The sequence below is a fragment of the Halopseudomonas xinjiangensis genome (genome assembly GCF_900104945.1).
Taxonomy (GTDB): domain Bacteria; phylum Pseudomonadota; class Gammaproteobacteria; order Pseudomonadales; family Pseudomonadaceae; genus Halopseudomonas; species Halopseudomonas xinjiangensis.
Genome location: NZ_LT629736.1, coordinates 37,642 through 59,401 on the forward strand (window position 1 = coordinate 37,642; position 21,760 = coordinate 59,401).

Sequence of the window (21,760 nt, forward strand, 5' to 3'; positions counted from 1 at the left end):
GCATAGACCTCATGCGTCCGGACCCCGCCCGGCTGGCGCCAACGACGGTAGCTCATGCCCACATCTCGTGCGTCCTTCCGCATCATCTTGAACGGCTACGGCCGTATCGGCCGCTGCATCCTGCGCGCCTGGCATGAGCGCGGGGACCAGGGGATCGAGATCGTCGCACTCAATGACGTTGCCGACCCCGCCAGTATCGAGTACCTCACCCGGTTCGACTCCACGCACGGCCGCTTCCCCGGGCAGGTCCGGCTGGAAGACGGACATCTGCACATCGATTCCAGACAGATCAGAGTGCTCCGCCAATCCGAGCCGGAGGCGATCGACTGGCGCGGTCTGGATGCAGATCTGGTGCTTGAATGCTCGGGGCGTTACACCACCCGCGAGCAAGGGCAGCGGTTCATCGATGCCGGCGCGCCTCGCGTGTTGTTTTCCCAGCCCATGGCCAGCGAATCGGCAATTGACGCAACGCTGGTATATGGCGTCAACCATACCCAGCTCTCGACTGACGCGCGGCTGGTATCGAACGCCTCTTGCACGACCAATTGCAGCGTTCCGCTGTTGAAATTGCTCAACCAGGCGTTGGGGCTGGAATTCGTCTCAATCACTACTATCCATTCGGCGATGAATGATCAGCCGGTGATCGACGCCTACCACGATAGCGATCTGCGTCGTACGCGTTCGGCTTTCCAGTCGATCATCCCGGTGTCCACCGGCCTTGCCCGCGGCATCGAGCGGCTTTTGCCGGAGCTGAGCGGCCGCATACAGGCCAAGGCGGTACGGGTCCCCACGGTGAACGTATCAGCACTCGATATCACCCTGCTGGTTTCGCGAGATACCGACGCTAACGAAGTCAACCGGCTGCTGGCCGAAGCCGCCGCCGGGCCGCTTGCCGGGCTTGTTGCATACAGCGAGCTGCCCCATGCCAGCTGCGATTTCAACCATGATCCGCACTCGGCGATCGTCGATGGCAGCCAGACGCTGGTGTCGGGTCCGCGGCTGGTCAACCTGCTGGTCTGGTTCGATAACGAGTGGGGATTCGCCAACCGTATGCTGGACGTCGCGGGCTATTGGCTGGGCCTGACAGAGGGAACTTGAGGCTGCTTCCGGGGTCCGGATAGATCGGTCCCCGATTAAAAGCCAAACGATATCAACGTGCCCGTCGTCACGCCCAATTCAGGGATGAGACACACCGATTTATCAACAAGGAGCCAATATGAGCGTACTGAGCATGAGCGAGCTGGACCTCAAGGGACAGCGTGTGTTGATCCGGGAAGACCTGAACGTTCCGGTCAAGGACGGCAAGGTCAAGAGCGATGCGCGTATCCAGGCAGCGCTGCCGACAATCCGCCTGGCTCTGGAGAAGGGAGCGGCGGTCATCGTCTGCTCGCATCTTGGCCGCCCCGAAGAGGGCGTGTTCAGTGAAGAAAACAGTCTTGCTCCGGTCGCAGCCTATCTGAGCGATGCGCTGGGCATGGATGTGCCGCTGGTGCGCGAATACCTCGCCGGTGTTCAGGTCGAGCCAGGCCAGGTCGTGCTGCTGGAGAACGTTCGCTTCAACAAGGGCGAAAAGAAGAACGACGACGAGCTCGCCCAGGAGTATGCGGCGTTGTGTGACATCTTCGTCATGGATGCCTTTGGCACCGCTCACCGCGCCCAGGGTTCGACCCATGGTGTGGCCCGGTTTGCCAAGGTCGCCTGCGCCGGTCCGCTGCTTGCTGCCGAACTCGACGCGCTGGAAAAGGCGTTGGACAAGCCCGCGCGCCCTATGGCTGCCATCGTTGCCGGTTCCAAGGTCTCGACCAAGCTGGATGTCCTTACCGCGCTGGCCGACAAATGCGATCAGCTGATCGTCGGTGGCGGGATCGCCAATACTTTCCTCGCGGCTGCCGGGTACCCGGTGGGCAAGTCGCTGCATGAAGCGGATCTGATCGACACCGCCAAGACCATCGCCGCGAAGGTAAGCGTGCCGCTGCCAGTCGACGTGGTGGTAGCCAAGGCGTTTGCCGAGGATGCCGAGGCGATCGTCAAATCGGTCAACGACGTCGCCGAAGACGACATGATTCTGGATATCGGTCCGAAGACTGCAGCTCAGTTTGCCGAACTGCTCAAATCTTCCGGCACCATTCTGTGGAATGGCCCGGTGGGCGTGTTCGAATTCGACCAGTTCGGCGGCGGCACCAAGGCCCTTGCTCTGGCAATCGCCGAAAGCCCGGCCTTTTCCATCGCCGGTGGTGGCGACACCCTGGCAGCAATCGACAAATATGGCGTTGCTGACCGCATCTCCTATATTTCCACTGGTGGCGGTGCCTTCCTCGAGTTCGTCGAAGGCAAGGTGCTGCCGGCGGTCGAGGTGCTGGAGGAGCGTGCAGCCAAGGGCAGCGTCGACCTGTAACAGCCAGGCGGCGCCGAGCCGTCCTGTTGTACGCCTGCTGCCGACGCGGCAGGCTTTACTCTTTTTGCACTACGTTCGGGAGAACATTAAATGGCACTTATCAGCTTGCGCCAGTTGCTGGACCACGCCGCCGAGTACAGCTACGGCGTGCCGGCCTTCAACGTCAACAACCTGGAACAGATGCGCGCCATCATGGAAGCCGCTGACAAGACCGACTCTCCGGTGATCGTCCAGGCTTCTGCCGGTGCGCGTAAATATGCCGGCGCTCCGTTCCTGCGCCACCTGATTCTGGCAGCAGTGGAAGAGTGGCCACACGTCCCGGTTGTCATGCACCAGGATCACGGTACCAGTCCTGCAGTGTGCCAGCGCTCAATCCAGCTGGGCTTCTCCTCGGTGATGATGGACGGCTCGCTGGGTGAAGACGGCAAGACGCCGACCAGCTACGAATACAACGTCGACGTCACCCGTCGCACTGTCGAGATCGCGCACGCTTGCGGTATTTCGGTCGAAGGCGAACTCGGCTGCCTGGGTAGCCTCGAAACTGGCATGGCCGGCGAAGAAGACGGTATCGGTGCAGAAGGCGTGCTCGACCACACCCAGCTGCTGACCGACCCGGAAGAAGCGGCTGACTTCGTCAAGCAGACCGGTGTCGACGCGTTGGCGATCGCTATCGGTACCAGCCACGGCGCCTACAAGTTCACCAAGCCACCGACAGGCGACACGCTGTCGATTCAGCGCATCAAGGAAATCCACAAGCGCATCCCCGATACGCATCTGGTCATGCACGGTTCTTCGTCGGTGCCGCAGGAGTGGCTGGCGATCATCAACGAGTACGGCGGCCAGATCAACGAGACCTACGGCGTGCCGGTGGAAGAAATCGTCGAGGGGATCAAGCACGGCGTGCGCAAGGTGAACATTGATACCGACCTGCGTCTGGCTTCGACCGGTGCGATCCGTCAGTTCATGGCCAAGAACCCCAGCGAGTTCGATCCGCGCAAGTACCTGGCCAAGACCGTCGACGCCATGCGCGACATTTGTATCGCCCGCTACGAAGCCTTCGGCACCGCCGGCAACGCTTCGAAGATCAAGCCAATCAGCCTGGAAGCCATGTCCACGCGCTACAGCAATGGCGAGCTGAATCCGAAGGTCAACTGATAGGAAGAGGCGGGGGCGGCAGCTCCCGCCATGCTAGGAGCGTTTGTTGATGCACGAGTCCGACGAAGCCGATGATGCCTTCGCTCACCAGAAGCTGGTCGAGGCTGTAGAAAATCAGCTGAAAGCTAACCAGCCGGAAGCCGCCCAGGCGACGTTGAACATGTTGACGCTGGTTGGCTACAGTCGCGAAGACAGCCTCGACCTGATGGCTCAGGTACTTGCTCACAGCATCAGCCTCATGTTGGAAAAGGACGAGCCGTTCGATCTCGCCGGTTACGAGCAGGCGTTGCGGCGCCTGCCGGAACTGCCGGGGGCGCAGGCCTGACCAGCCCGCGCGCGGCATCCGACTATCACAGGAAGAACCTATGTCAGTGCTGTCCGTCGTTCGAATCATTCTGGTGTTTTTGCTCGCCGTACTGATCGCGGTTGTGCTGGGCACCATCGTTCAGACTCAGATCAATCTTGCCGACCTGCAGGCAATTGATACCCCCATTTCCTTCGATGAACGCCTGAGGACCACCGGGCGGGATCTGCTGAGCTTCACTCCGCTGATGACTATTCTGGTGGGTGCGAGTTTCCTCTGTGCACTGCCGGTAGCGGAGCTCGCCAGCCGTATACTCAAGCCCATGCGCGTGTTGGTGTATTTCCTCGCTGGCGCGGTGGGAATCTGGGTCGCTTTCCAGGCCGTTGACTGGTACGCGCCACCGCCGGTGTTCATTGCGGCCACCCGCGATTGGCCGGGTACGCTGGCGATCATGGCTGCGGTCGGAATCGGCAGCGCCCTGTTCGGCCTGATTACACGTCCGAAAACGCGCCGCGGTCTGCGCGTGCTGGGTTAACCGTTGATCAAGAGAGATGTTGCCATGTCTGCAAAGCGCAACGCGTTGCTGGTCGCTGTCGGGCTCGGTCTGAGTCTGGGTATCCACGCGGCCGGATACCAGACCGAGGTCGTTGCCGAGGGTCTGGATCATCCCTGGTCGCTGGCGTTTCTGCCTGATGGTCGCATGCTGGTCACCGAGCGTGCCGGTCGGCTACGCGTCATCGACGAGGCCGGCAATCTGCGTGAGGAACCCGTGGACGGTCTGCCCGACATATTCAACCAGAGCCAGGCCGGCCTGTTCGAGGTGGCGCTGGATCCACAGTACGACGAAACCGGTCGGCTGTTCATCAGCTACGCCTGCGGTACGGAGAGCGCCAATCATACCTGCCTGATCAGTGCCCGCTTGCAGGACAACCGGCTCACTGAGGTGACCGAGATATTCAGAGTCAAGCCGGCAAAGGAAGGTGGAGCACACTACGGTGGGCGTATCGCATTTCTTCCCGACAACACGCTGGTGTTGGGGCTGGGAGACGGCTTCACCTATCGCGAACAGGCGCAGAACAAAGAGAACCATCTTGGCTCGATCGTCCGGTTGAAGCGTGATGGTAGTGCGCCGCAGGACAATCCCTTCGTCGATGAGCCGGGAGCTCAACCCGAGATCTTCAGCATCGGTAATCGCAATGTTCAGGGCATCGTCTACGATCAGGCCAATCAGCGCATCGTTGCCCATGAACACGGACCGCGTGGTGGGGATGAGATCAACATCATCGAGCCCGGCAAGAATTACGGTTGGCCGAAGGTGACTCACGGCGTGGACTACAGCGGCGCCGTCATCAGCCCTCATGAACAGATGGAAGGGATGGAGGATCCGATCGTGATGTGGAAGCCATCGATCGCGCCGTCCGGGATGACCCTGTACCGCGGCGGCATGTTCCCCGAGTGGGATGGCGATTTCCTGGTTTCCGCGCTGGCTGCGCGGGAGGTTCGGCGAGTGCGCCTGGACGGCCGTGAAGAGGTTGAGCAGGAATCGTTGTTCAAAGAGCTGGGCGAGCGTTTTCGCGACGTGCGCACCGGCCCGGACGGCGCCATCTTCCTCCTCACCGATGCCGAAGAAGGCCAGGTGATTCGCGTCTACCGCGAGTAAGCCTGCAACTCAAACCACGGCTTCGCTAAAAAAACTCACGCCATGTCGCCCGCTACGCTTGCGGGTGTACATGGCCATGTCGGCCTGGCGTAACAGCAGTGCCATATCCGGCTCGGCCGAACGCGTCAGCGCGACGCCGATGCTGGCACCCACGGAGATGCTGGTGCCCTCCAGTTCGATCGGCATGCTCAAGCCATCGAGGAAGCGTTCGGCTATGTAGTGCGCCTGCTCGCGCCCGGTAATCCCCTCGGCAATCAGGACGAACTCGTCTCCCCCCAATCGCGCAATGAAATCCGCGTCGCGTGCCAGCGCCTTGAGCCGGCCGGCTATGCAGCGCAGCACCCTGTCACCGGTTTCGTGTCCCAGCTGATCATTGATCTGCTTGAAGCCGTCCAGATCGACGAGCATCGCCGCAAGGTATTCGTGGCGTCGCTGCGTGCGCCGCAGAGCCAGATCCAGATGACGTTCCAGTGAGTTGCGGTTGGCCAGTCCGGTGAGCGGATCGTGCATCGCCATGGACTCCAGGCGAGCGTTGGCTTCGGCGAGTTCGGTGGTGCGTTCGCGGACGCGCTGCTCGAGTTCGAGTTCATGCTGGCGCAAGGTCTCGACCAGCTCGCTCTGCACATCCAGAGCGCGCTGCTGTGCCAGCTGGGTCTGCTCCTTGAGCGTATTGAGCCTTGCTGCTAGCGCAAATGACAGCAACAACAATTCCAGCGCCGAGCCGAGATACATCGCGTAGGTAGTGAACAGGTTGGAGGGCAGCAGGCTGAAATTGCGCAGGGCCAGAAGCATCACGCCGCCGATCAGCACGCACCACGCGAGCAGGAAAATGCGCGCGCCGGGGATCGCCAGCCGCGCCGCCTGGATCAGGCACCCCATCATCACCAGCGCGCCGGTCAGCCCGACCAGTGACATCGCGGGAATAACCCAGCGCACCGGAAACACCAGGCTCGCCAGCGTCAGCAACATGCAGCTCCAGGCCACAACATGCGTAACGCGATCCCAGCGCGGTAGCCAGGCTGCGGTGTTCAGGAACTGTCTGACAAACAGCGTGCCGATAGTGGCAGACAGGCACAGCGCGAACGGCAGCAGTCGGTTGCCCCAGGGGCCCGCTTCGGGCCACACGTAGCGCGCGCCCATCCCGGTAAAGGCCAGCGCGCCGAGGCCGAAGCTGATGACGAAGCAGACGTAAAGCAGGTAAGCACGCTCGCGCAAGACTGTCAGCAGTAGCAGGTTATAGGCGGCCAGAGCCAGCAACATGCCCAGATACAGTGTGATCAGGGCGGTCGACGCTTCGTTGAAGCCGGCGTAGTCGGCCGCAGCCCACATTCGCGCACTAAGCGTCAGACTGCCGTCGGAGATGGCACGGATATGCAGCGTTCGCTCCTCTCCCGGTGCCAGCGTCAGGTGGAACACCGGATCCCGCGTTTTGGCCTGGCGCTGCGATAGCCTGACCGTGTCGCCGGCCAACGGCGGAGGCTCTACGCCATCGTACAGTTCAAGCCGGTCCAGGGAGGAGTAGCTGAAGTGCAGTCTCCAGCTCGTCGGCTGGTCAGCACGGGAGCGCAGGCGCAGCTTGAGCCAAACCGCATCCTGGGAATAGCCGAAGTTCAGATCGTTGTGGCTGGAGGCTGGACGCCATACCGCCGAGTTCTGTTCGAGATCTTCGAAGCGAGTCTCGCGCGGCGAGGTGGCATACGCAAGATACCGATGGAGGTCGATCTGCTGCTGTTCATCAAGCTCGAGGACCTTCGGCTCGGCCGGCGACGCAGCGGACCAAACGCTGCTCATGCAGACCAAGGCCAGCCAAAGCAACATCGACAATGCGCGCTGCCGCGCCGCTATCAAACATGCCGAGCGGGCGTTGCAACTCTCGCGGGGAACATCCGCCCGATGGATGCCCGCTATCCGTAGCGCCTGGTCCATGTCTCTTCCCTAAGAACATTGGCTGTTTCCGCTATGCCTTGCAGCGGTGTCAAACTATAGGCGCGCCGGGAAAAGCGCGTCAAATGATATTGAAATGATGGCGCTCGTTAGCGCTCTAGAGCGGCCATACCCACATGAGAAGCGGTACCCCGAGCAGCAACACCATGAGCTCCATGGGCAGGCCCAGACGCCAGTAGTCACCAAAGCTGAAGCCTCCGGGTCCGAGGATCAGCGTATTGTTCTGGTGGCCGATCGGCGTGAGGAAGGCGCAGGACGCACCGATGGCCACGGCCATCAGCAGGCTGTCTGGATTAACGCCCATCTGGCTGGCGATGCCCAGTGCGATCGGGCACATGACCGCGGCAGTGGCGGCATTGTTCATGAAATCCGACAGCGTCATGGTGACGAGCATAACCACGCCAATGGTGATAGCCGGGTGCAGGTCGCCAATCTGCGCGAGTAGCGTACGCGCGAGCAAGTCGGCCGCCCCGGTATCGGCCATGGCGCCGGCGAGCGGAAACATCGCCCCAAGCAGCACCACGATGGGCCAGTCTATCGATTCATAGACCTGCCGTAGTGGAATCGCCTTGGTTAACATGAACAACAGCACGCCAGCGGTGAAGGCCAGGGCGACCGGCAAGAAGTCAAATGCTGCCAGCAGAATCGCGGCCACCATGATGACCAGTGCCAGCGAAGCCTTCCGGGTATCGGGAATCAGGATCGACCGCTGAGCCAGGGGCACGCAGTTGTACTCATTGGCGAACCCGGAAATGGCTTCTGGGCGACCCTGCATCAGCAGTACGTCACCGGCTTGAAGATCGGTCCAGCGCAGCCGCCGGATCGAACGGTGACCGGTGCGCGATATCGCCAGGAGATTGATGCTGAAACGCGTGCGAATCTGCAGGTCCGATGCGCTGCGACCAATGACCGGGGAGCCGGGCTGGACGACAAGCTCCTGAATGACGATGTCCTGATGGGCGTTCTTCCGCTCTTCGGGTTCCTTTTCCTCTCGCTCGGCGCCCTCATCGGCAGATGGGACAACCGTCTCGGCTGGCGAGCGAGCCTGCGAACTGGTCGCATGCCGGGCCGGGTCGTCAGCGTCTGTCCGTGGCGACTCATCGGTTTCCGAGGCGTCGGCTTCGACCGAATCGCCCTCTACTGGCTCGGTCGGAACGGCCTCTTCCAGTTTCAGGCCAAGCCGGGTCAGGGTCGCACCCAGCCCCTCCGGATCGGCTTCGATCACCAATATGTCGCCGGCCTGCAGGTGGCGGCCAGGATAGGGCGCCGTTACACGGAAGTCGTTGCGCACCAGACCGACGATCTGTGCGTCGAACTCGTCCAGGCGTTTTTCGATATCGCCCAGCGTGCGGCCCACGGCTTTCGTTCCTTCACCGATGTGCACTTCGGTCAGATAGGTCCCGGTGTCGAAACTGCCGCCATCCGAGCGCGCGCGCGAGGGGACCAGCCAGCGACCCAGAAACACGCACATCAATATACCGACCAGAGCAATGCCACCGCCGACGGGAAGAAAGTCGAACATATCGAACGGCACCTCGGTGGCGCCGCGGCGGAAATTCGACACGATCAGGTTCGGAGGCGTGCCGATCAGCGTGGTCATGCCGCCGAGTATGGTGCCGAAGGCCAATGGCATCAGCACCTTTCCCGGCGGCAGATTCTGGCGGTTTGCCAGTTGCATGGCGATCGGCATCAGCAGGGCCATCGCACCGACGTTGTTCATGAAGGCCGAGAGTAGCGCGCCGAGCCCTACCAGCATCGCCAGGCTTGGCAGCAGGCTGCCGCGCTGAGGGAGGATACGCTGTGCCATCGCTTCGACCGCGCCCGTGCTCTGTAAGCCTTTGCTCAGCACCAGCACAGCCGCAACGGTGATGACAGCCGGGTTGGAAAAACCATCGAAGGCCTGCTCGGTAGGCGTCAGTCCAGTGATGACGCAGGCCAGCAGCGCGGCGAGCGCAACCACGTCATGACGCCAGCGTCCCCAGAGAAACAAACCGATGGTGGCCGCAAGAATGATGAAGATGGTTATCTGCTGGGAGGTCATCGATGAATCCGTAGCTGGCCGCGATTAAAGCAGGCGCACCTTGAACTTGCGGCCTTTGATGCGACCGGTTTCGAGCCGCTCGAGCGCGGTTTTGGCGAGATCCCAACGGACCGCGACCAAAGCCTGATAGTCGCTGATGCTGATCTTGCCAATGGCGTCACCGGGCAGGCCCGCCTCGCCGGTAAGCGCACCGAGCAGATCGCCCGGGCGAACCTTGTCCTTGCGTCCTCCGGCGATAGCGATGGTACGCATGGGCGCAAGCAGGGGCTGGTCGAGATGCTCGGGCAGACGGTCTATGGCGTGCCATTGCAGAGGACCGAAGCGCTCCTCGATAGCCCGTACGCGACCCATTTCCCCTGGCGCGACCAGATTCAGTGCCAGGCCTGGCTGGCCGGCCCGGCCGCTACGTCCGATGCGATGCGTATGGACTGCGGGATCGGGCGACAGCTCGACATTGATCACTGCTGCGACGCCCTCGACGTCGAGTCCGCGAGCGGCCACGTCGGTTGCAACCAGTACGCTGCAGCTCTGGTTGGCGAACAGGGCTAGTACCTGGTCGCGCTCGCGCTGCTCCATGTCGCCGTGCAGAGCTTGAGCGCTGACACGGTTGGCGGCGAGCAGTTGCTGCAATTCCTGGCACTGCTGGCGCGTGTGACAGAAGGCGATGCACGGCTGCGGCCGTTCTGCTGCAAGCAGTCGCAGCACGCCTTGGAAGCGCTGGCCTGGTTCGATCTCGTAAAACTGCTGGGTGATCGGGTTGCTCGGGCTCTGCTCTTCGATGCTGACCCGTTTCGGGCTGCGCAGAAAGCGCGCGGCCAACTGCTCGATACCCGGCGGGTAGGTCGCTGAAAACAGCAGGGTCTGCCGATGCGTTGGTGCACGCTCGATGATCGACGTCATGCTGTCGATGAAGCCCATGTCGAGCATCCGGTCAGCTTCGTCGAGCACCAGACAGTTGAGGCGGCCGATGTCGAGCGTGCCGCGCTCCAGGTGATCCTGCACGCGCCCCGGCGTGCCGACAACGATCTGCGCACCTTGCTCCAGCGAACTGGCCTGGGGACCGAACGGTGTACCGCCCGCGAGCGTGAGGATTTTCACGTTGGGCAGCGCACGCGCCAGCGTGCGAAGTGCGGTGGTGGTTTGCGCGGCTAGTTCCCGAGTCGGGCACAGCACCAGCGCCTGGCAGCCAAAGAAAGCAGGGTTCAACGGTGCCAGCAGGCCGATGCCGAACGCGACTGTCTTGCCGCTGCCGGTGCGTGACTGGGCGATGACGTCTTCTCCGCCAAGGATCAGCGGCAACGACTCGGCCTGGATCGGCGTCATCTGCCGGTAACCAAGGTGATCCAGCGTCTCGAGCATGGGGGAGGAAAGCGGCAGGCTGCTGAAATCGGTGGCAGTCATGATGGGACCTGTAGCGTATGAGGCGCCAGTGTAGCAGAGCGGCCCAGCCTGGTGCGGGGGCGCGCTTCGTCGGAGCTGGCCGGGAATTTGCCGGGGCGCGGCAACTCTCGCGCTTTATCGTGTACTAACCTTGTACCGCACGCGCCGCAGTTTGTTCGCGCGATCGAACACTCATCGCAGGAAAGCGTGCCGACTGCACAGCAGCGGCTAAGCGAAGGAAATCACCAGGCGGCGCATTCAAAACCCGGACAGGAGATTTTCATGAGAGCCCTTCGCTGGCATGGCAAGAAAGACATCCGTTGCGACAATCACGTTCCCGACCCGACGATAGAAGATCCGCGCGATGCGATCATCAAGGTATCGTCCTGCGCCATCTGCGGTTCCGACCTCCACCTGTACGACGGTTTCATGCCCGGCATGATGCATGGCGACATCATGGGCCACGAGTTCATGGGCGAGGTGATGGAAGTCGGCTCGGGCAACAAGAAGCTCAAGGTCGGCGACCGGGTGGTGGTGCCGTTCACCATCTGTTGCGGCGAGTGCCCGCAATGCCGTCGCGGCAACTTCTCGGTATGTGAGCGCAGCAATCGCAACGCCAAGATTGCCGACAAGGTCTTCGGTCATTCCACCGCCGGCCTTTACGGCTACACCCATCTCACTGGTGGCTACGCCGGTGGCCAGGCCGAATACGTACGCGTTCCGTACGCTGACGTAGGGCCGGTGGTGATCCCCAACGGACTGACCGACGAGCAGGTGCTGTTTCTCGGCGACATTTTCCCGACCGGCTGGCAGGCCGCAGCACAGTGCGAAATCGAACCAACCGACACGGTAGCCATCTGGGGCGCCGGACCGGTTGGCCAGTTCGCCATCCGCAGCGCCATCCTGATGGGCGCAGAACACGTAATTTGTATCGACAACGTGCCGGAGCGACTGTCGATGGCGCGCGCCGCCGGCGCGATCACCATCAATTTCGACGAGGAAAGCGTGCTTGACCGGCTGCAGATGCTGACCCGCGGCAAAGGTCCGGAGAAGTGCATCGATGCAGTGGGCATGGAGTCGCACGCGGCGCGCTCGGTCGACGCCATGTACGACCGGGCCAAGCAGGCGATGATGATGGAATCGGATCGTCCGCACGTGTTGCGTGAAATGATCTATGTCTGCCGGCCGGGCGGCATCCTGTCGATCCCTGGCGTCTATGGCGGCCTGATCGACAAGATTCCCTTCGGCGCGGCGATGAACAAGGCGCTGACGTTCCGCATGGGCCAGACCCACGTAAACCGCTGGACCGACGATTTGCTCAACCGCATTCAGGAGGGTCAGATCGATCCGTCCTTCGTCATCACGCATACCGTAAGTCTTGAAGAAGGCCCGGAAATGTACAAGACATTCCGCGACAAGCATGACGGTTGCGTCAAAGTCGTGCTCAAGCCCTGAGGAGTTTCGTCATGTCAGAACAACGTAGATCCTACGAGGAATACCGTACCAATTATCCGGCACGCAAACTGGCGCGTCGACTCGGTTGGTTCAGCATCGGCCTGGGCCTGGCAGAGCTGCTGCTTCCGCGACAGCTATCCAGTGCGCTTGGCGTGCATGGCCGCGGCAGCTTCGTCCGGCTGTGCGGCCTCCGCGAGATCGCCACAGGCGCCGGCATCCTGATGAGCGACAACCCCAAGCCATGGATTCAGGCGAGAGTGGCGGGCGATGTGCTGGACCTGCTGGCCCTCGGCGCCGCCGGGCAACGTGGCGACGCCACTACGGCCATGGTCGCCGCTGTTGGGGTGACCGGTGTCGCAGCGCTGGACCTGAAATGCGCTAAAGACCTGGCGAAGGAAGACGAGCCGGTGACCACATTCGATTACAGCGACCGCAGTGGTTTTCCGGACACGCCGGATCAAATGCGCGGCCGGGCCGCAAGCAAGGGCAGCATGGACAACGTGCCGCAGATCAAGGGCATGGCCGCGGCGGACCGGGAAACGGTCAACCGCCACTGAAGCAGCGCCGGGCGGTCTACCGCCCGGCCACGCTGTTCAGCGCCTGATGCGTGACTTGCGGAATCCGCCATGGGTGGGAAAAGAACCCGTGTCACCGGTGATCCAGAATCGCGTCGCCCGATAGAAGGCCTGAAGACCGGTCACGTGATAACTGCGTGCCTTTCGATAAACCCAAAGCCAGCCGCGCTTGTTCTCGTCCATTGAATCGCTTCCCTTTTCTTCTGGTTATAAATGACCCAGAAGCGGGGCGCGGCTGTCCCACCAACGTAGCCTGCGCTGACGCTGTCGGTTAACCGGCTATCTCCATCCGCTGGATCAGCATGGTTTCGCTCCCCTCACGGGGCGGTGTTATTCGTCCTGAAACACCGTTGTCTGGTTACGTCCGCTCTCTTTTGACCGGTACAGCGCCTTGTCCGCACGTTCGATCAGTTCGGCGTGATTGCTCATCTTGGTGTCCAGGCATGCCACGCCCAGGCTCACGGTGAACTGCAACGGTCGGTCCTGATGCTCGACGCGCAACTTGCTGATGGCCAGGCGCAGCCGCTCGGCGAACTGCCGGGCACCGTTCAGATCGGTATCCGGCAGCAGCACGACGAATTCTTCACCGCCGTAACGGCCGGCATAATCGGTTTCCCGCGCCATGCTGCGAGTCACCCGCGCCACCTCGCGAATCACTTCGTCGCCCGTCTGGTGACCGTAGGTATCGTTGACCGCCTTGAAGTGGTCGATATCGAAGATGACCAGGCTGACCGGCGTTTCGTATCGCATATGCCGGGCGAACTCATGCTCGACGCATTGCTCCCAGTGCCGCCGGTTGAGCAGGCCGGTGAGGCCGTCGCGCAATGCCAGTTCCCGCAGCTGTGCATTGGCTGACTCCAGCTGACGCTTGTTTACTGCCACGCCGGTGACATCGTAGATGATCAGGCAGACATGATCGGTGGCGCCGTTGGTGCTGCGTAGCGGCAGGATGGTGACGTTCTGATACATCTCGTCAGCCAGCCCGGTAATCGGTTGGTAGCTCTTGAATCGGACCAGATTGGGCCGTTGCTCCCAGATGGTGAACGCCCTGGTGCCGAGCATGACGGCGGTTTCGACCTTGTGCGTGAACCAGGCCTGGTCGATCTCGGGGAACAACTCGAACAGCGTTTTCTGTGCCACTTCGGTCGCGCTGCGCCCGGAATGGTTTTCCATGAAACTGTTCCATACTTCGACGCGGTAATCCCGGTCAGTCACTACCACGCCCACATCGATACTCTGGACGATGTCCAGCAGCCAGTGAAGTTCGTTGATGTCAAACTGAGCAGCCATGAGCGCGTTCCGTGTGAATCAGTTGAGCAGGAAGTCGAGCTTCTCGCGCAGCCGAGGTACCGAATCCTCGGTAAACAGAAGCATGAGATCGAAACGGATGTCGAGATCCTCAAGACCGTAGCTGATCTCCACCGCCAGGGTGCGCTTCCAGCGACGCTGGTTGATGCGGATCAGGTCTTCGATCGGACAGTGCTGTCCGAGAACCAGCGGGTGTCCCTGGGAGAGGGTAATGTTCAACTGTTCGGAGAGTCCGTTGAGACAGGCGCCGATGATGATACTGGCCAGATCGAGAAGCATCTCCAGCTTGGCGCTCTCGTCCATGTGGGCGTTGAGCAGCTTGGCCACATCATCGATTTCGGCGTCATGGAAGATCAACAGCGCTTCACCGGCCACGCCGCCGCCGATATAACCCTGGCAGATTGCGGACAGCCTTTCGCCCCGTTGTGCGTCGGCAAGCGCCATGTGCAGTTCGCCGACCTCGAGGATGTTGACGTTGGGAATCGGCAGTTTGATGAACACACCCAGGACCCGTGCGAGCAGTTCCGCGGCACGCCCCATGGCGACGTTGGAAATTTCCCGGAACGCATCGCGGAAGGACACGCTGGGCAACTGGGCGAGGGCCATCCGCTCGGCATCGGCTGGCCGAACCAGCGGCACTTCGACCCCCAATCCATTGAGTGCTTCAGCCAGTTGCAGCGGGTCAGCCGGTTTCTTCAAAAAGGCTTTGGCGCCGAGGGCTTTGGCGCGTCGTACGGCTTCTTCCTGGACGTCACCGGACACCACGATGACTTCTGCCTTCAGGCCTTCCTGGCGGAGCGCGGCTAGAACGGCGAAGCCGTCCAACTCGGGCATGGTAAGATCGAGTAGCACCACTTGGCCAGCACCCTGGCGGATCGCTTCCAGGCCCTCGACGCCATTACTCGCCTGGGTGATGCGAAACGGCCAATTCGAGGGCAGGGCCCGAATCAGCTGCTTGCGAGCCATGTTAGAGTCGTCACATACCAGTAGCGGGATGGCGCTCACGTTCGATGTCCTTGTTGCATTGTCAGCAGGTCGACTGTACGAAGAGATAGCGTCAAAATGAGACTAAATAGCCATCAATTAGTCTTTCCGCAAGCATGACAACTTATTGACCTTTTGAGAAGAGATTGCTCATAACGTCAGACATTTAAATAGGGATTTGCGACAATCGGTCGTGATCCGATCAGACAGTGGTAATCAACCCGCACGCAGGGGAAGCGCCCATGGCCAAACAGCTCGAAGCCAGCGAACAGCATCGTCGCGAGGTTCTCAAGGCGCTGATGTGTCTGGTCATCTTTGCCGGCCTGTTGTTTGGCGTCATCAACATCTTCCGTGAGCTTTATGTGCTGTCCGCGCTGGAGTTCGCCTACGCCGCTTTTTCGCTCCATTTGCTGCGTTTCATCGGCACCACCGAGCGTTTGCGGTTCTGGACGGTGATTTTTCTCCTGCCGCTGTTCTCACTGATGATTTTCGCCGTTCTGCTGCCGCGCACGTCGTTCACCGTGTTCGCCTGGGTTCAGACCATTCCGATCATCTGCTATTTGCTGCTGGGTTTGCGCACTGGTCTGTTCATGTCCGCCGCCTTCGTCGGCCTGGGTGTGCTGGGCTTCAACTATCGGTACATGACCGAAGCGTCGCTGTTCAACATCGTTATCGTCGCAAACGTGGGCCTGAGCAGCATGGCGATGATGTTGTTCTCGCACGTGTATGAACGCAGCCGTGTCGACAACGAGCAACGCCTGCTCGATCTGGCCAGCACCGATGGGCTGACTGGCCTGGCGAATCGCATGAAGCTGGCAGACGTGTTCGAACGCGAGCGCAGCCATGCTCTGCGCGATAACAGGCCGTTGTCGCTGGTGGTGCTGGATCTGGACCATTTCAAGCGTATCAACGATCAGTTCGGGCACGATGGCGGTGATCAGGTGTTGCGCCATGTGGCCGCTCTGCTGCCGACTCGGCTGCGCGAGACCGACCTGTTCTGCCGGTTGGGCGGGGAGGAGTTCGCCCTGTTGCTCCCCGGTGCCGACCTCAGCCGGGCGGCCGAACTGGCGGACTCGCTGCGTGAGCATCTATGTGCCACGCCGCTGCAGCTCGAGGGCGGGCTGGTCAACCTCAGCTTCAGCGCGGGTGTGGCCTCGCTGGGAGAGGACGGCTGCTCGCTCGACCAGTTGTTGCAAACGGCGGATCGCCGTATGTACGAGGCCAAGGGCGGCGGACGCAACCAGGTGGTAGCCGCCGGGCAACACTATTCCCTGTCACGATGATGTTTCGAATTTCAAACGAAGCGTAAATTTTTTTGAATCTCTCTCAGGCTCTTCTACACTTTCCAGGTCATCGCGTAGAGGAGCAGAGCCATGCATATCGGCATCCCCAAAGAGATCAAGAATCACGAATACCGCGTGGGCCTTACCCCCGAAGCCATCGCCGAACTGATCCGGCATGGCCATCAGGTGACGGTCGAAACCATGGCGGGGGCAGCCATAGGCTTCAGTGATGAGGATTACCAGCGCGCCGGAGCCGAACTCGGCTCCGCTTCGCAGGTATTCGAGCGTGCCGAGATGATCGTCAAGGTCAAGGAGCCGCAGGCCGAGGAGCGCAAGCGGCTGCGCCCGGATCAGGTGCTGTTCACCTATTTGCATCTGGCACCGGATCGCCCGCAAACCGAGGACCTGCTCGCCAGCGGCGCGACCTGTATCGCCTACGAAACGGTTACCGACGCTCACGGCCGGCTACCCTTGCTCGCGCCGATGTCGGAAGTGGCCGGACGCATGGCGATTCAGGCTGGCGCCAGCTGCTTGGAAAAAGCCCGCGGTGGCAGAGGGGTACTGCTGGGTGGCGTGCCGGGCGTCCCGCGTGGCCGCGTGGTCATTCTCGGCGGCGGCGTGGTGGGTGCGAATGCACTGGCGATGGCGGTAGGGCTGGGTGCGCATGTCACCGTGCTGGACCGAAACCCGGATGTCCTGCGTCGGCTTGACGCACAGTATGGCAACCGGATCGATACTCTGTATTCCACCTCCGCGACGGTCGAAAAGCAGGTGCGCAGCGCCGATCTGGTCGTCGGCGCGGTACTGATTCCCGGTGCTGCAGCGCCGAAGCTGATCACCGCCGAGATGGTATCGGGCATGTGCGCCGGCTCGGTACTGGTCGATGTTGCCATCGATCAGGGCGGCTGTGCCGAAACATCCAGACCGACTACCCATGCCGATCCTACCTACGTCGTCGACGACGTTGTGCATTACTGCGTGGCGAACATGCCCGGCGGTGTCGCACGGACCTCCACTCAGGCGCTGAACAACGCGACGCTGCCGTTCGTCCTGGCATTGGCCGACAAGGGCGCGAAGCAGGCAATGCTGGATGATTCACACTTGGCCAACGGGCTGAACGTGGCGCAGGACCGGCTGACCAACCGCAGTGTTGGTGAGGCGCTGGGAATCGACTCGATAGAGCCCGCCGAGGCGATCAAAGGGCTGTAGCGCAGAGACCTGTCAGTCGTCTCCGGCGTGCAGTTCTGCCAGGCGCTGGTCCTTGTCTTCCCACAGCCGGTTGACCCAGGCCTGGAATGTTGCGCGGAAGTCAGGATCGTTCGCGTAGTCGCCGGCGAACATTTCACTCGAAATGGTTCGCCCGCGTATCTCGACCACTACCCGCTCGACGCGCCCGCTGAGCAGGGCCCAAAAGCCCGGCGGGTTTCCGCCCGGATAATAGATGGTTACGTCTAGTAGCGATTGCATCTGTTCTCCCAGCGCAGCCATGACGAAGGCCACGCCGCCCGACTTGGGTTTGAGCAGATAGCGAAACGGCGACTGTTGCTGCACCCGCTTCTGTTCGGTGAAGCGGGTGCCCTCGAGAAAGTTCACCACGGTCACAGGTAGCGAGCGGAAGCGCTCACAGGCCTTGCGAGTGATGTCCAGATCCTTGCCCTGATCTTCCGGGTGCCGAGCCAGATGTGCCTTGCTGTAGCGCTTCATGAAAGGGTAATCGAGCGCCCAGAATGCCAGGCCGAGGAAGGGTATCCAGATCAGCTCCTTCTTCAGGAAGAACTTGAAATACGGAGTCTTGCGGTTGAACGCCTGCACCAGGGCCGGAATGTCCACCCATGACTGATGGTTGCATACAACAAGGTACGAATGCTGATGGTCGAGCGCGCAGTCGCTGCGTATGTCCCAGATCGTCGGGGCCATGATGGCGAACACCCGCTTGAGCGATTCGGCCCAGGTCTCGGCTATCCACATCACGCCGCGGGCCAGTCCCCGACGCAGACCGGGGTGCGGCATGACCAGTCTGAGCAAGGCGAGCAGCAACATCGGGACTATGCCGACCAGGGTGCTCGCCAGCATCATCAACGATGTCAGGATTCCGATAAGCCAATGGGGCATGGGGGCACCTATAATTCTGCGCAGCGGGCTAGCATAGACGAATCGAAGCCGCGCGGGACAATCCTCGGGCCCGTTCGGCAGCTTCACCCGAAAGGGTGATTGTTGCTGGCCCGCCGGCTTCATAGTGTGGCCCTTAATCCAATACCTATAAGCGATCAGCGTCAGGAGGCACCTTGAGTTTTACCCGGTTCGGCCTGTCCTGGCCTGCACGCATCCAAGAGGCGGACACAGACTCGGCTCCCGCCGCGCTGGCGCTGTCCTGGCGCGTAATGCTCGCGGTCCTGTCGGGATTGATGCTCTGCGCACCCTGGTTGCAGCCGGCGATGTTCTGGACCGCCTGGATTGGCTGGGTTCCGTTGCTGTTTGCACTCAGTGGAGCGAGTTATTCGCGCAGCCTGCTGCTTGGCTGGGTCGCCGGTACGGTGTGCTTCGCCGGGGCAAGCCACTGGATGATCGATTTCGCGGTCAACCTGAAAGGTGTCTCATGGCCGATGGGCGCGCTGCTGGCAGTGTTCTTCTGGAGCTACGTTGGCGGAGCGACGGCGCTTGGCTGCGTGCTCTATCGCTGGCTGTCGGAGCGCTTGCCCGGACTCGATGTCCTCAGCTTCCCGTGCGCCATCCTGGCGGTGCTCAGCGCCTACCCACTACTGTTCCAGACCCACTTCGCCGAAGCGCAGGTATTTTTCCTACCGGGCATTCAGGCCGTCGATCTGGTTGGCGCGCAGGGTATGGACTTCATCATGCTGGTCGCCAGCGCGCTGGCGTTCGAGCTTTTGCGCCGTAGCGGACGGCGCTGGCTGTCGGTTGCTGCCGGGCTCGCATTGGCGCTCTGGTTTGGTTACGGCTGGGTCAGCCTGAATAGTTGGGACGAACGCGTAGCCGACTGGGAGACCCGGCGCATCGGGCTGGTCCAGCCCAACGATGCTGTCTCGCTCGACCTGCCGCCGCCGGCGCCTGGCTTCAGTCGGGAGGAACCCGAAGAGATGGTTGCTACGCGCCGCCTGGCCAAGCTCGGAGCACAGTGGATAGCCTGGCCGGAGGCGCGCTACAAGGGTTACTTCGACATGTACAGCGTCCGTCGCGGCTATGCCGAGGAGATGTCGGGCCTTGGCGTCCCGTTGATATTTCACGACGTCGAACGCCGCTGGGAGGAGACCGGTCGGGTGAGCTACAACTCGGTGGCGTTGCTCGACACTCATGGTGAGCTCGCCGGCACCTATCGCAAGATGCAACGCATGCCCTTCGGCGAATACCTTCCGGCGTTTTTCCATCTGCCAGGCCTGAAAGCGCTCAGCGACCTGTTTCTGGGTGAGTTTCTACAACCGCTCACACCGGGGGCCGAGCATGCCTATTTCCAGATCGCCGACATGCAGGTGGTTCCGAAGGTCTGCTACGAAACGGCCTTTCCTGCATTCATCGCCGAAGCCGTAGGCGGCGATGCGGCCGGCCGTGTGCTGTTGTTCCTGTCCCAGGACGGCTGGTTCGGCGAGACCAGCCAGCCGTTCCAGCACAAGGCGATGTCGATCGTGCGAGGGGTGGAGAATCGGGTCCCGATGGTGCATCTGATCAATAACGGACCGTCGGTCGCTACCACGCCGTCGGGCCGGACAGTGGCGCAGACTCAGGCGTTTTCGCGTGCGCAGTTGCTGGTGGACCTGCCATTTTCCGCCACGTCTGGCGGCAGCTTCTATAGCCGGCACCCGCATCTGGCTGCACTGCTCATGTATTGCCTGCTGGCTGGTTTGGTAGGACTGGCGCTATGGCATCCGTCGCGCCGGAGCAGTCAGACGACCAGTCCGGCGCAATGACCGGACGCCCAGGCCCACTGGAAGTTGAAGCCGCCCAGATGCCCAGTGACATCGAGCACTTCGCCAATAAAGTACAGGCCTGGCTGAGACGTGGCTTCCATGGTCCGCGAGCTGATCGCGGCGGTGTCAACGCCGCCAAGGGTCACCTCCGCGGTACGGTAGCCTTCGGTGCCGGACGGTTTGATCCGCCAGCCGTTGAGCTGCTGTCCGATGTCGGAGAGCTGACGGTCGCTCCACTCGGCCAGCGGTGTTTCGTCGCGGTCGGGCCACCAGAACTGCTGTAGCTCGGTGACCAGGGCCTTGGCCAGCGAGGGTGACAAAACGTTGCGCAAGCGGGTGCGGGGCTGTTCGCGCTTGGTTGTGGTCAGCCAGGTGCTGGCATCCCGGTCGGGCAGCAGATCGATGACCAGTTCGTCACCCGGTTGCCAGTAGTTGGATATCTGCAGCATGACCGGTCCGCTCATGCCGCGATGGGTGAACAACATGTTTTCGACGAAGGTTTGGCCGTTGCAGGTCACGCTGACTTCCACCGCCAGGCCTGACAGTCGCTCGCACATGGGCTTGAGCGCGTCGCTGAACGTGAAGGGGACCAGACCGGCACGGCGCTCGGTCAGCGGCAGACCGAACTGTCTGGCTATGTCATAGCCGTAGCCGCTGCCGCCGAGGGTTGGCACGGAGAGAGCGCCAGTGGCGACCACCAGCGACTCGCAGGTCAGTTGTGCTGTCTGCTGAGACTGGTCGATGGTCATTTTATAGCGAGCGGTGCCTGTGTCAGCGGGCCCTGCCGGCAGTATCTGGCGGATCTCGCACTGGGTGCGGACTTCTGCGCCGGCAGCGGCGCACTCGTCAAGCAGCATATCGACGATGTCGCGAGCGCTGTCGGTACAGAACAGTTGGCCGTGCTTGCGCTCTTCGTAGTCGATGCCATGGCGCTCGACCAGAGCGATGAAGTCCCACTGCGTGTAGCGCTTGAGCGCCGACTTGCAGAAATGCTGATTGATCGAGATGAAATTGGCCGGCTCGACGGTCTGGTTGGTGAAATTGCAGCGCCCGCCGCCAGACATGAGGATCTTCTTGCCGACCTTATTGGCCCGTTCGAGGACCAGCACGCGCCGGCCGCGCTGGGCGGCGGTGAATGCGCAAAACAGCCCGGAGGCGCCAGCACCGAGAATGATCACGTCGTAATGGGCTGAGGGAGTCGACACGGGAGGGATCCGCAAAAGCGGGAAGTATACGTCAGCCGCCCGTCATCGACACGCAGCCGGTCGAGCCGGCGGGGTGGTTCGATGCAGTGTTGCGCAATGTCCCGGATGGGCATTGCAGCGTTTCGTCAGTTTGACGGGCGCGTCTGGCAGG

19 protein-coding genes are annotated in these 21,760 nt (G+C 61.7%); 11 read left to right on the forward strand and 8 right to left on the reverse strand.

The genetic code is table 11. The features are described from left to right. Positions 1-54 precede the first annotated feature (54 nt). The 6 genes from epd to BLT85_RS00200 all read left to right on the forward strand — a co-directional run bounded on the left by epd (position 55) and on the right by BLT85_RS00200 (position 5,514). Entirely contained in the window at positions 55-1,098 is a 1,044-nt protein-coding gene (gene epd, locus BLT85_RS00180) for an erythrose-4-phosphate dehydrogenase (protein WP_093390990.1), read from the forward strand. Between the two features lie 118 nt (positions 1,099-1,216). Next, positions 1,217-2,395 (forward strand): phosphoglycerate kinase, encoded by a 1,179-nt coding sequence (locus BLT85_RS00185; protein WP_093390993.1) that lies wholly within the window; start codon positions 1,217-1,219, stop codon positions 2,393-2,395. A 90-nt stretch (positions 2,396-2,485) separates the two neighbouring features. Continuing rightward, positions 2,486-3,550 (forward strand): class II fructose-bisphosphate aldolase, encoded by a 1,065-nt coding sequence (gene fba / locus BLT85_RS00190; protein ID WP_093390996.1) that lies wholly within the window; start codon positions 2,486-2,488, stop codon positions 3,548-3,550. Positions 3,551-3,599: 49 nt separating this feature from the next. Further along, entirely contained in the window at positions 3,600-3,875 is a 276-nt protein-coding gene (locus BLT85_RS00195) for a hypothetical protein (protein ID WP_172829792.1), read from the forward strand. 40 nt (positions 3,876-3,915) lie between these two features. Beyond that, positions 3,916-4,389, forward strand: coding sequence for a hypothetical protein (locus tag BLT85_RS16740; RefSeq protein WP_197673855.1), 474 nt, complete (start codon positions 3,916-3,918; stop codon positions 4,387-4,389). Positions 4,390-4,413: 24 nt separating this feature from the next. Continuing rightward, positions 4,414-5,514: a PQQ-dependent sugar dehydrogenase gene (locus tag BLT85_RS00200; protein ID WP_197673856.1), complete on the forward strand. Its 1,101-nt coding sequence runs from the start codon at positions 4,414-4,416 to the stop codon at positions 5,512-5,514. A gap of 9 nt (positions 5,515-5,523) precedes the next feature. Here the strand turns inward: BLT85_RS00200 and BLT85_RS00205 are convergent, their stop codons facing one another. The 3 genes from BLT85_RS00205 to dbpA all read right to left on the reverse strand — a co-directional run bounded on the left by BLT85_RS00205 (position 5,524) and on the right by dbpA (position 10,900). After that, entirely contained in the window at positions 5,524-7,305 is a 1,782-nt protein-coding gene (locus tag BLT85_RS00205; RefSeq protein WP_172829793.1) for a diguanylate cyclase, read from the reverse strand. Positions 7,306-7,555: 250 nt separating this feature from the next. Next, entirely contained in the window at positions 7,556-9,499 is a 1,944-nt protein-coding gene (locus BLT85_RS00210; protein WP_093391005.1) for an SLC13 family permease, read from the reverse strand. Between the two features lie 24 nt (positions 9,500-9,523). Beyond that, the gene (gene dbpA / locus BLT85_RS00215) at positions 9,524-10,900 is read right to left on the reverse strand and encodes an ATP-dependent RNA helicase DbpA (RefSeq protein WP_093391008.1); all 1,377 of its coding nucleotides are present in this window, start codon (positions 10,898-10,900) and stop codon (positions 9,524-9,526) included. Positions 10,901-11,161: 261 nt separating this feature from the next. On the opposite strand from dbpA, the gene BLT85_RS00220 reads away from it, so the two are divergent. Together BLT85_RS00220 and BLT85_RS00225 are read left to right on the forward strand one after the other, a co-directional pair. Continuing rightward, the gene (locus tag BLT85_RS00220; RefSeq protein WP_093391011.1) at positions 11,162-12,334 is read left to right on the forward strand and encodes a zinc-dependent alcohol dehydrogenase; all 1,173 of its coding nucleotides are present in this window, start codon (positions 11,162-11,164) and stop codon (positions 12,332-12,334) included. An 11-nt stretch (positions 12,335-12,345) separates the two neighbouring features. Continuing rightward, entirely contained in the window at positions 12,346-12,891 is a 546-nt protein-coding gene (locus BLT85_RS00225) for a hypothetical protein (RefSeq protein ID WP_093391014.1), read from the forward strand. Between the two features lie 36 nt (positions 12,892-12,927). On the opposite strand, the gene BLT85_RS16700 is transcribed toward BLT85_RS00225, so the two are convergent. The 3 genes from BLT85_RS16700 to BLT85_RS00235 form a co-directional block, all read right to left on the reverse strand. Then, a complete protein-coding gene (locus BLT85_RS16700) occupies positions 12,928-13,092 on the reverse strand; it encodes a hypothetical protein (protein WP_172829794.1) in 165 nt (54 codons plus the stop codon). A gap of 147 nt (positions 13,093-13,239) precedes the next feature. Beyond that, positions 13,240-14,199, reverse strand: coding sequence for a sensor domain-containing diguanylate cyclase (locus tag BLT85_RS00230; protein ID WP_093391017.1), 960 nt, complete (start codon positions 14,197-14,199; stop codon positions 13,240-13,242). 18 nt (positions 14,200-14,217) lie between these two features. Beyond that, positions 14,218-15,222 (reverse strand): response regulator, encoded by a 1,005-nt coding sequence (locus BLT85_RS00235; protein ID WP_093391021.1) that lies wholly within the window; start codon positions 15,220-15,222, stop codon positions 14,218-14,220. 221 nt (positions 15,223-15,443) lie between these two features. Between BLT85_RS00235 and BLT85_RS00240 the strand changes: the two genes are divergently transcribed. Both BLT85_RS00240 and ald read left to right on the forward strand, forming a co-directional pair. Continuing rightward, positions 15,444-16,484, forward strand: coding sequence for a GGDEF domain-containing protein (locus tag BLT85_RS00240; RefSeq protein WP_093391024.1), 1,041 nt, complete (start codon positions 15,444-15,446; stop codon positions 16,482-16,484). A 90-nt stretch (positions 16,485-16,574) separates the two neighbouring features. After that, positions 16,575-17,693, forward strand: coding sequence for an alanine dehydrogenase (gene ald / locus BLT85_RS00245; RefSeq protein ID WP_093391026.1), 1,119 nt, complete (start codon positions 16,575-16,577; stop codon positions 17,691-17,693). A 12-nt stretch (positions 17,694-17,705) separates the two neighbouring features. Here the strand turns inward: ald and BLT85_RS00250 are convergent, their stop codons facing one another. Next, entirely contained in the window at positions 17,706-18,596 is an 891-nt protein-coding gene (locus BLT85_RS00250) for an acyltransferase (RefSeq protein ID WP_093391030.1), read from the reverse strand. A gap of 173 nt (positions 18,597-18,769) precedes the next feature. On the opposite strand from BLT85_RS00250, the gene lnt reads away from it, so the two are divergent. Continuing rightward, a complete protein-coding gene (gene lnt / locus BLT85_RS00255) occupies positions 18,770-20,404 on the forward strand; it encodes an apolipoprotein N-acyltransferase (protein WP_093391033.1) in 1,635 nt (544 codons plus the stop codon). On the opposite strand, the gene BLT85_RS00260 is transcribed toward lnt, so the two are convergent. Continuing rightward, positions 20,380-21,609 (reverse strand): BaiN/RdsA family NAD(P)/FAD-dependent oxidoreductase, encoded by a 1,230-nt coding sequence (locus tag BLT85_RS00260; protein ID WP_231701502.1) that lies wholly within the window; start codon positions 21,607-21,609, stop codon positions 20,380-20,382. The two genes, lnt and BLT85_RS00260, sit on opposite strands and share 25 nt — an antisense overlap. Positions 21,610-21,760 lie beyond the last annotated feature (151 nt).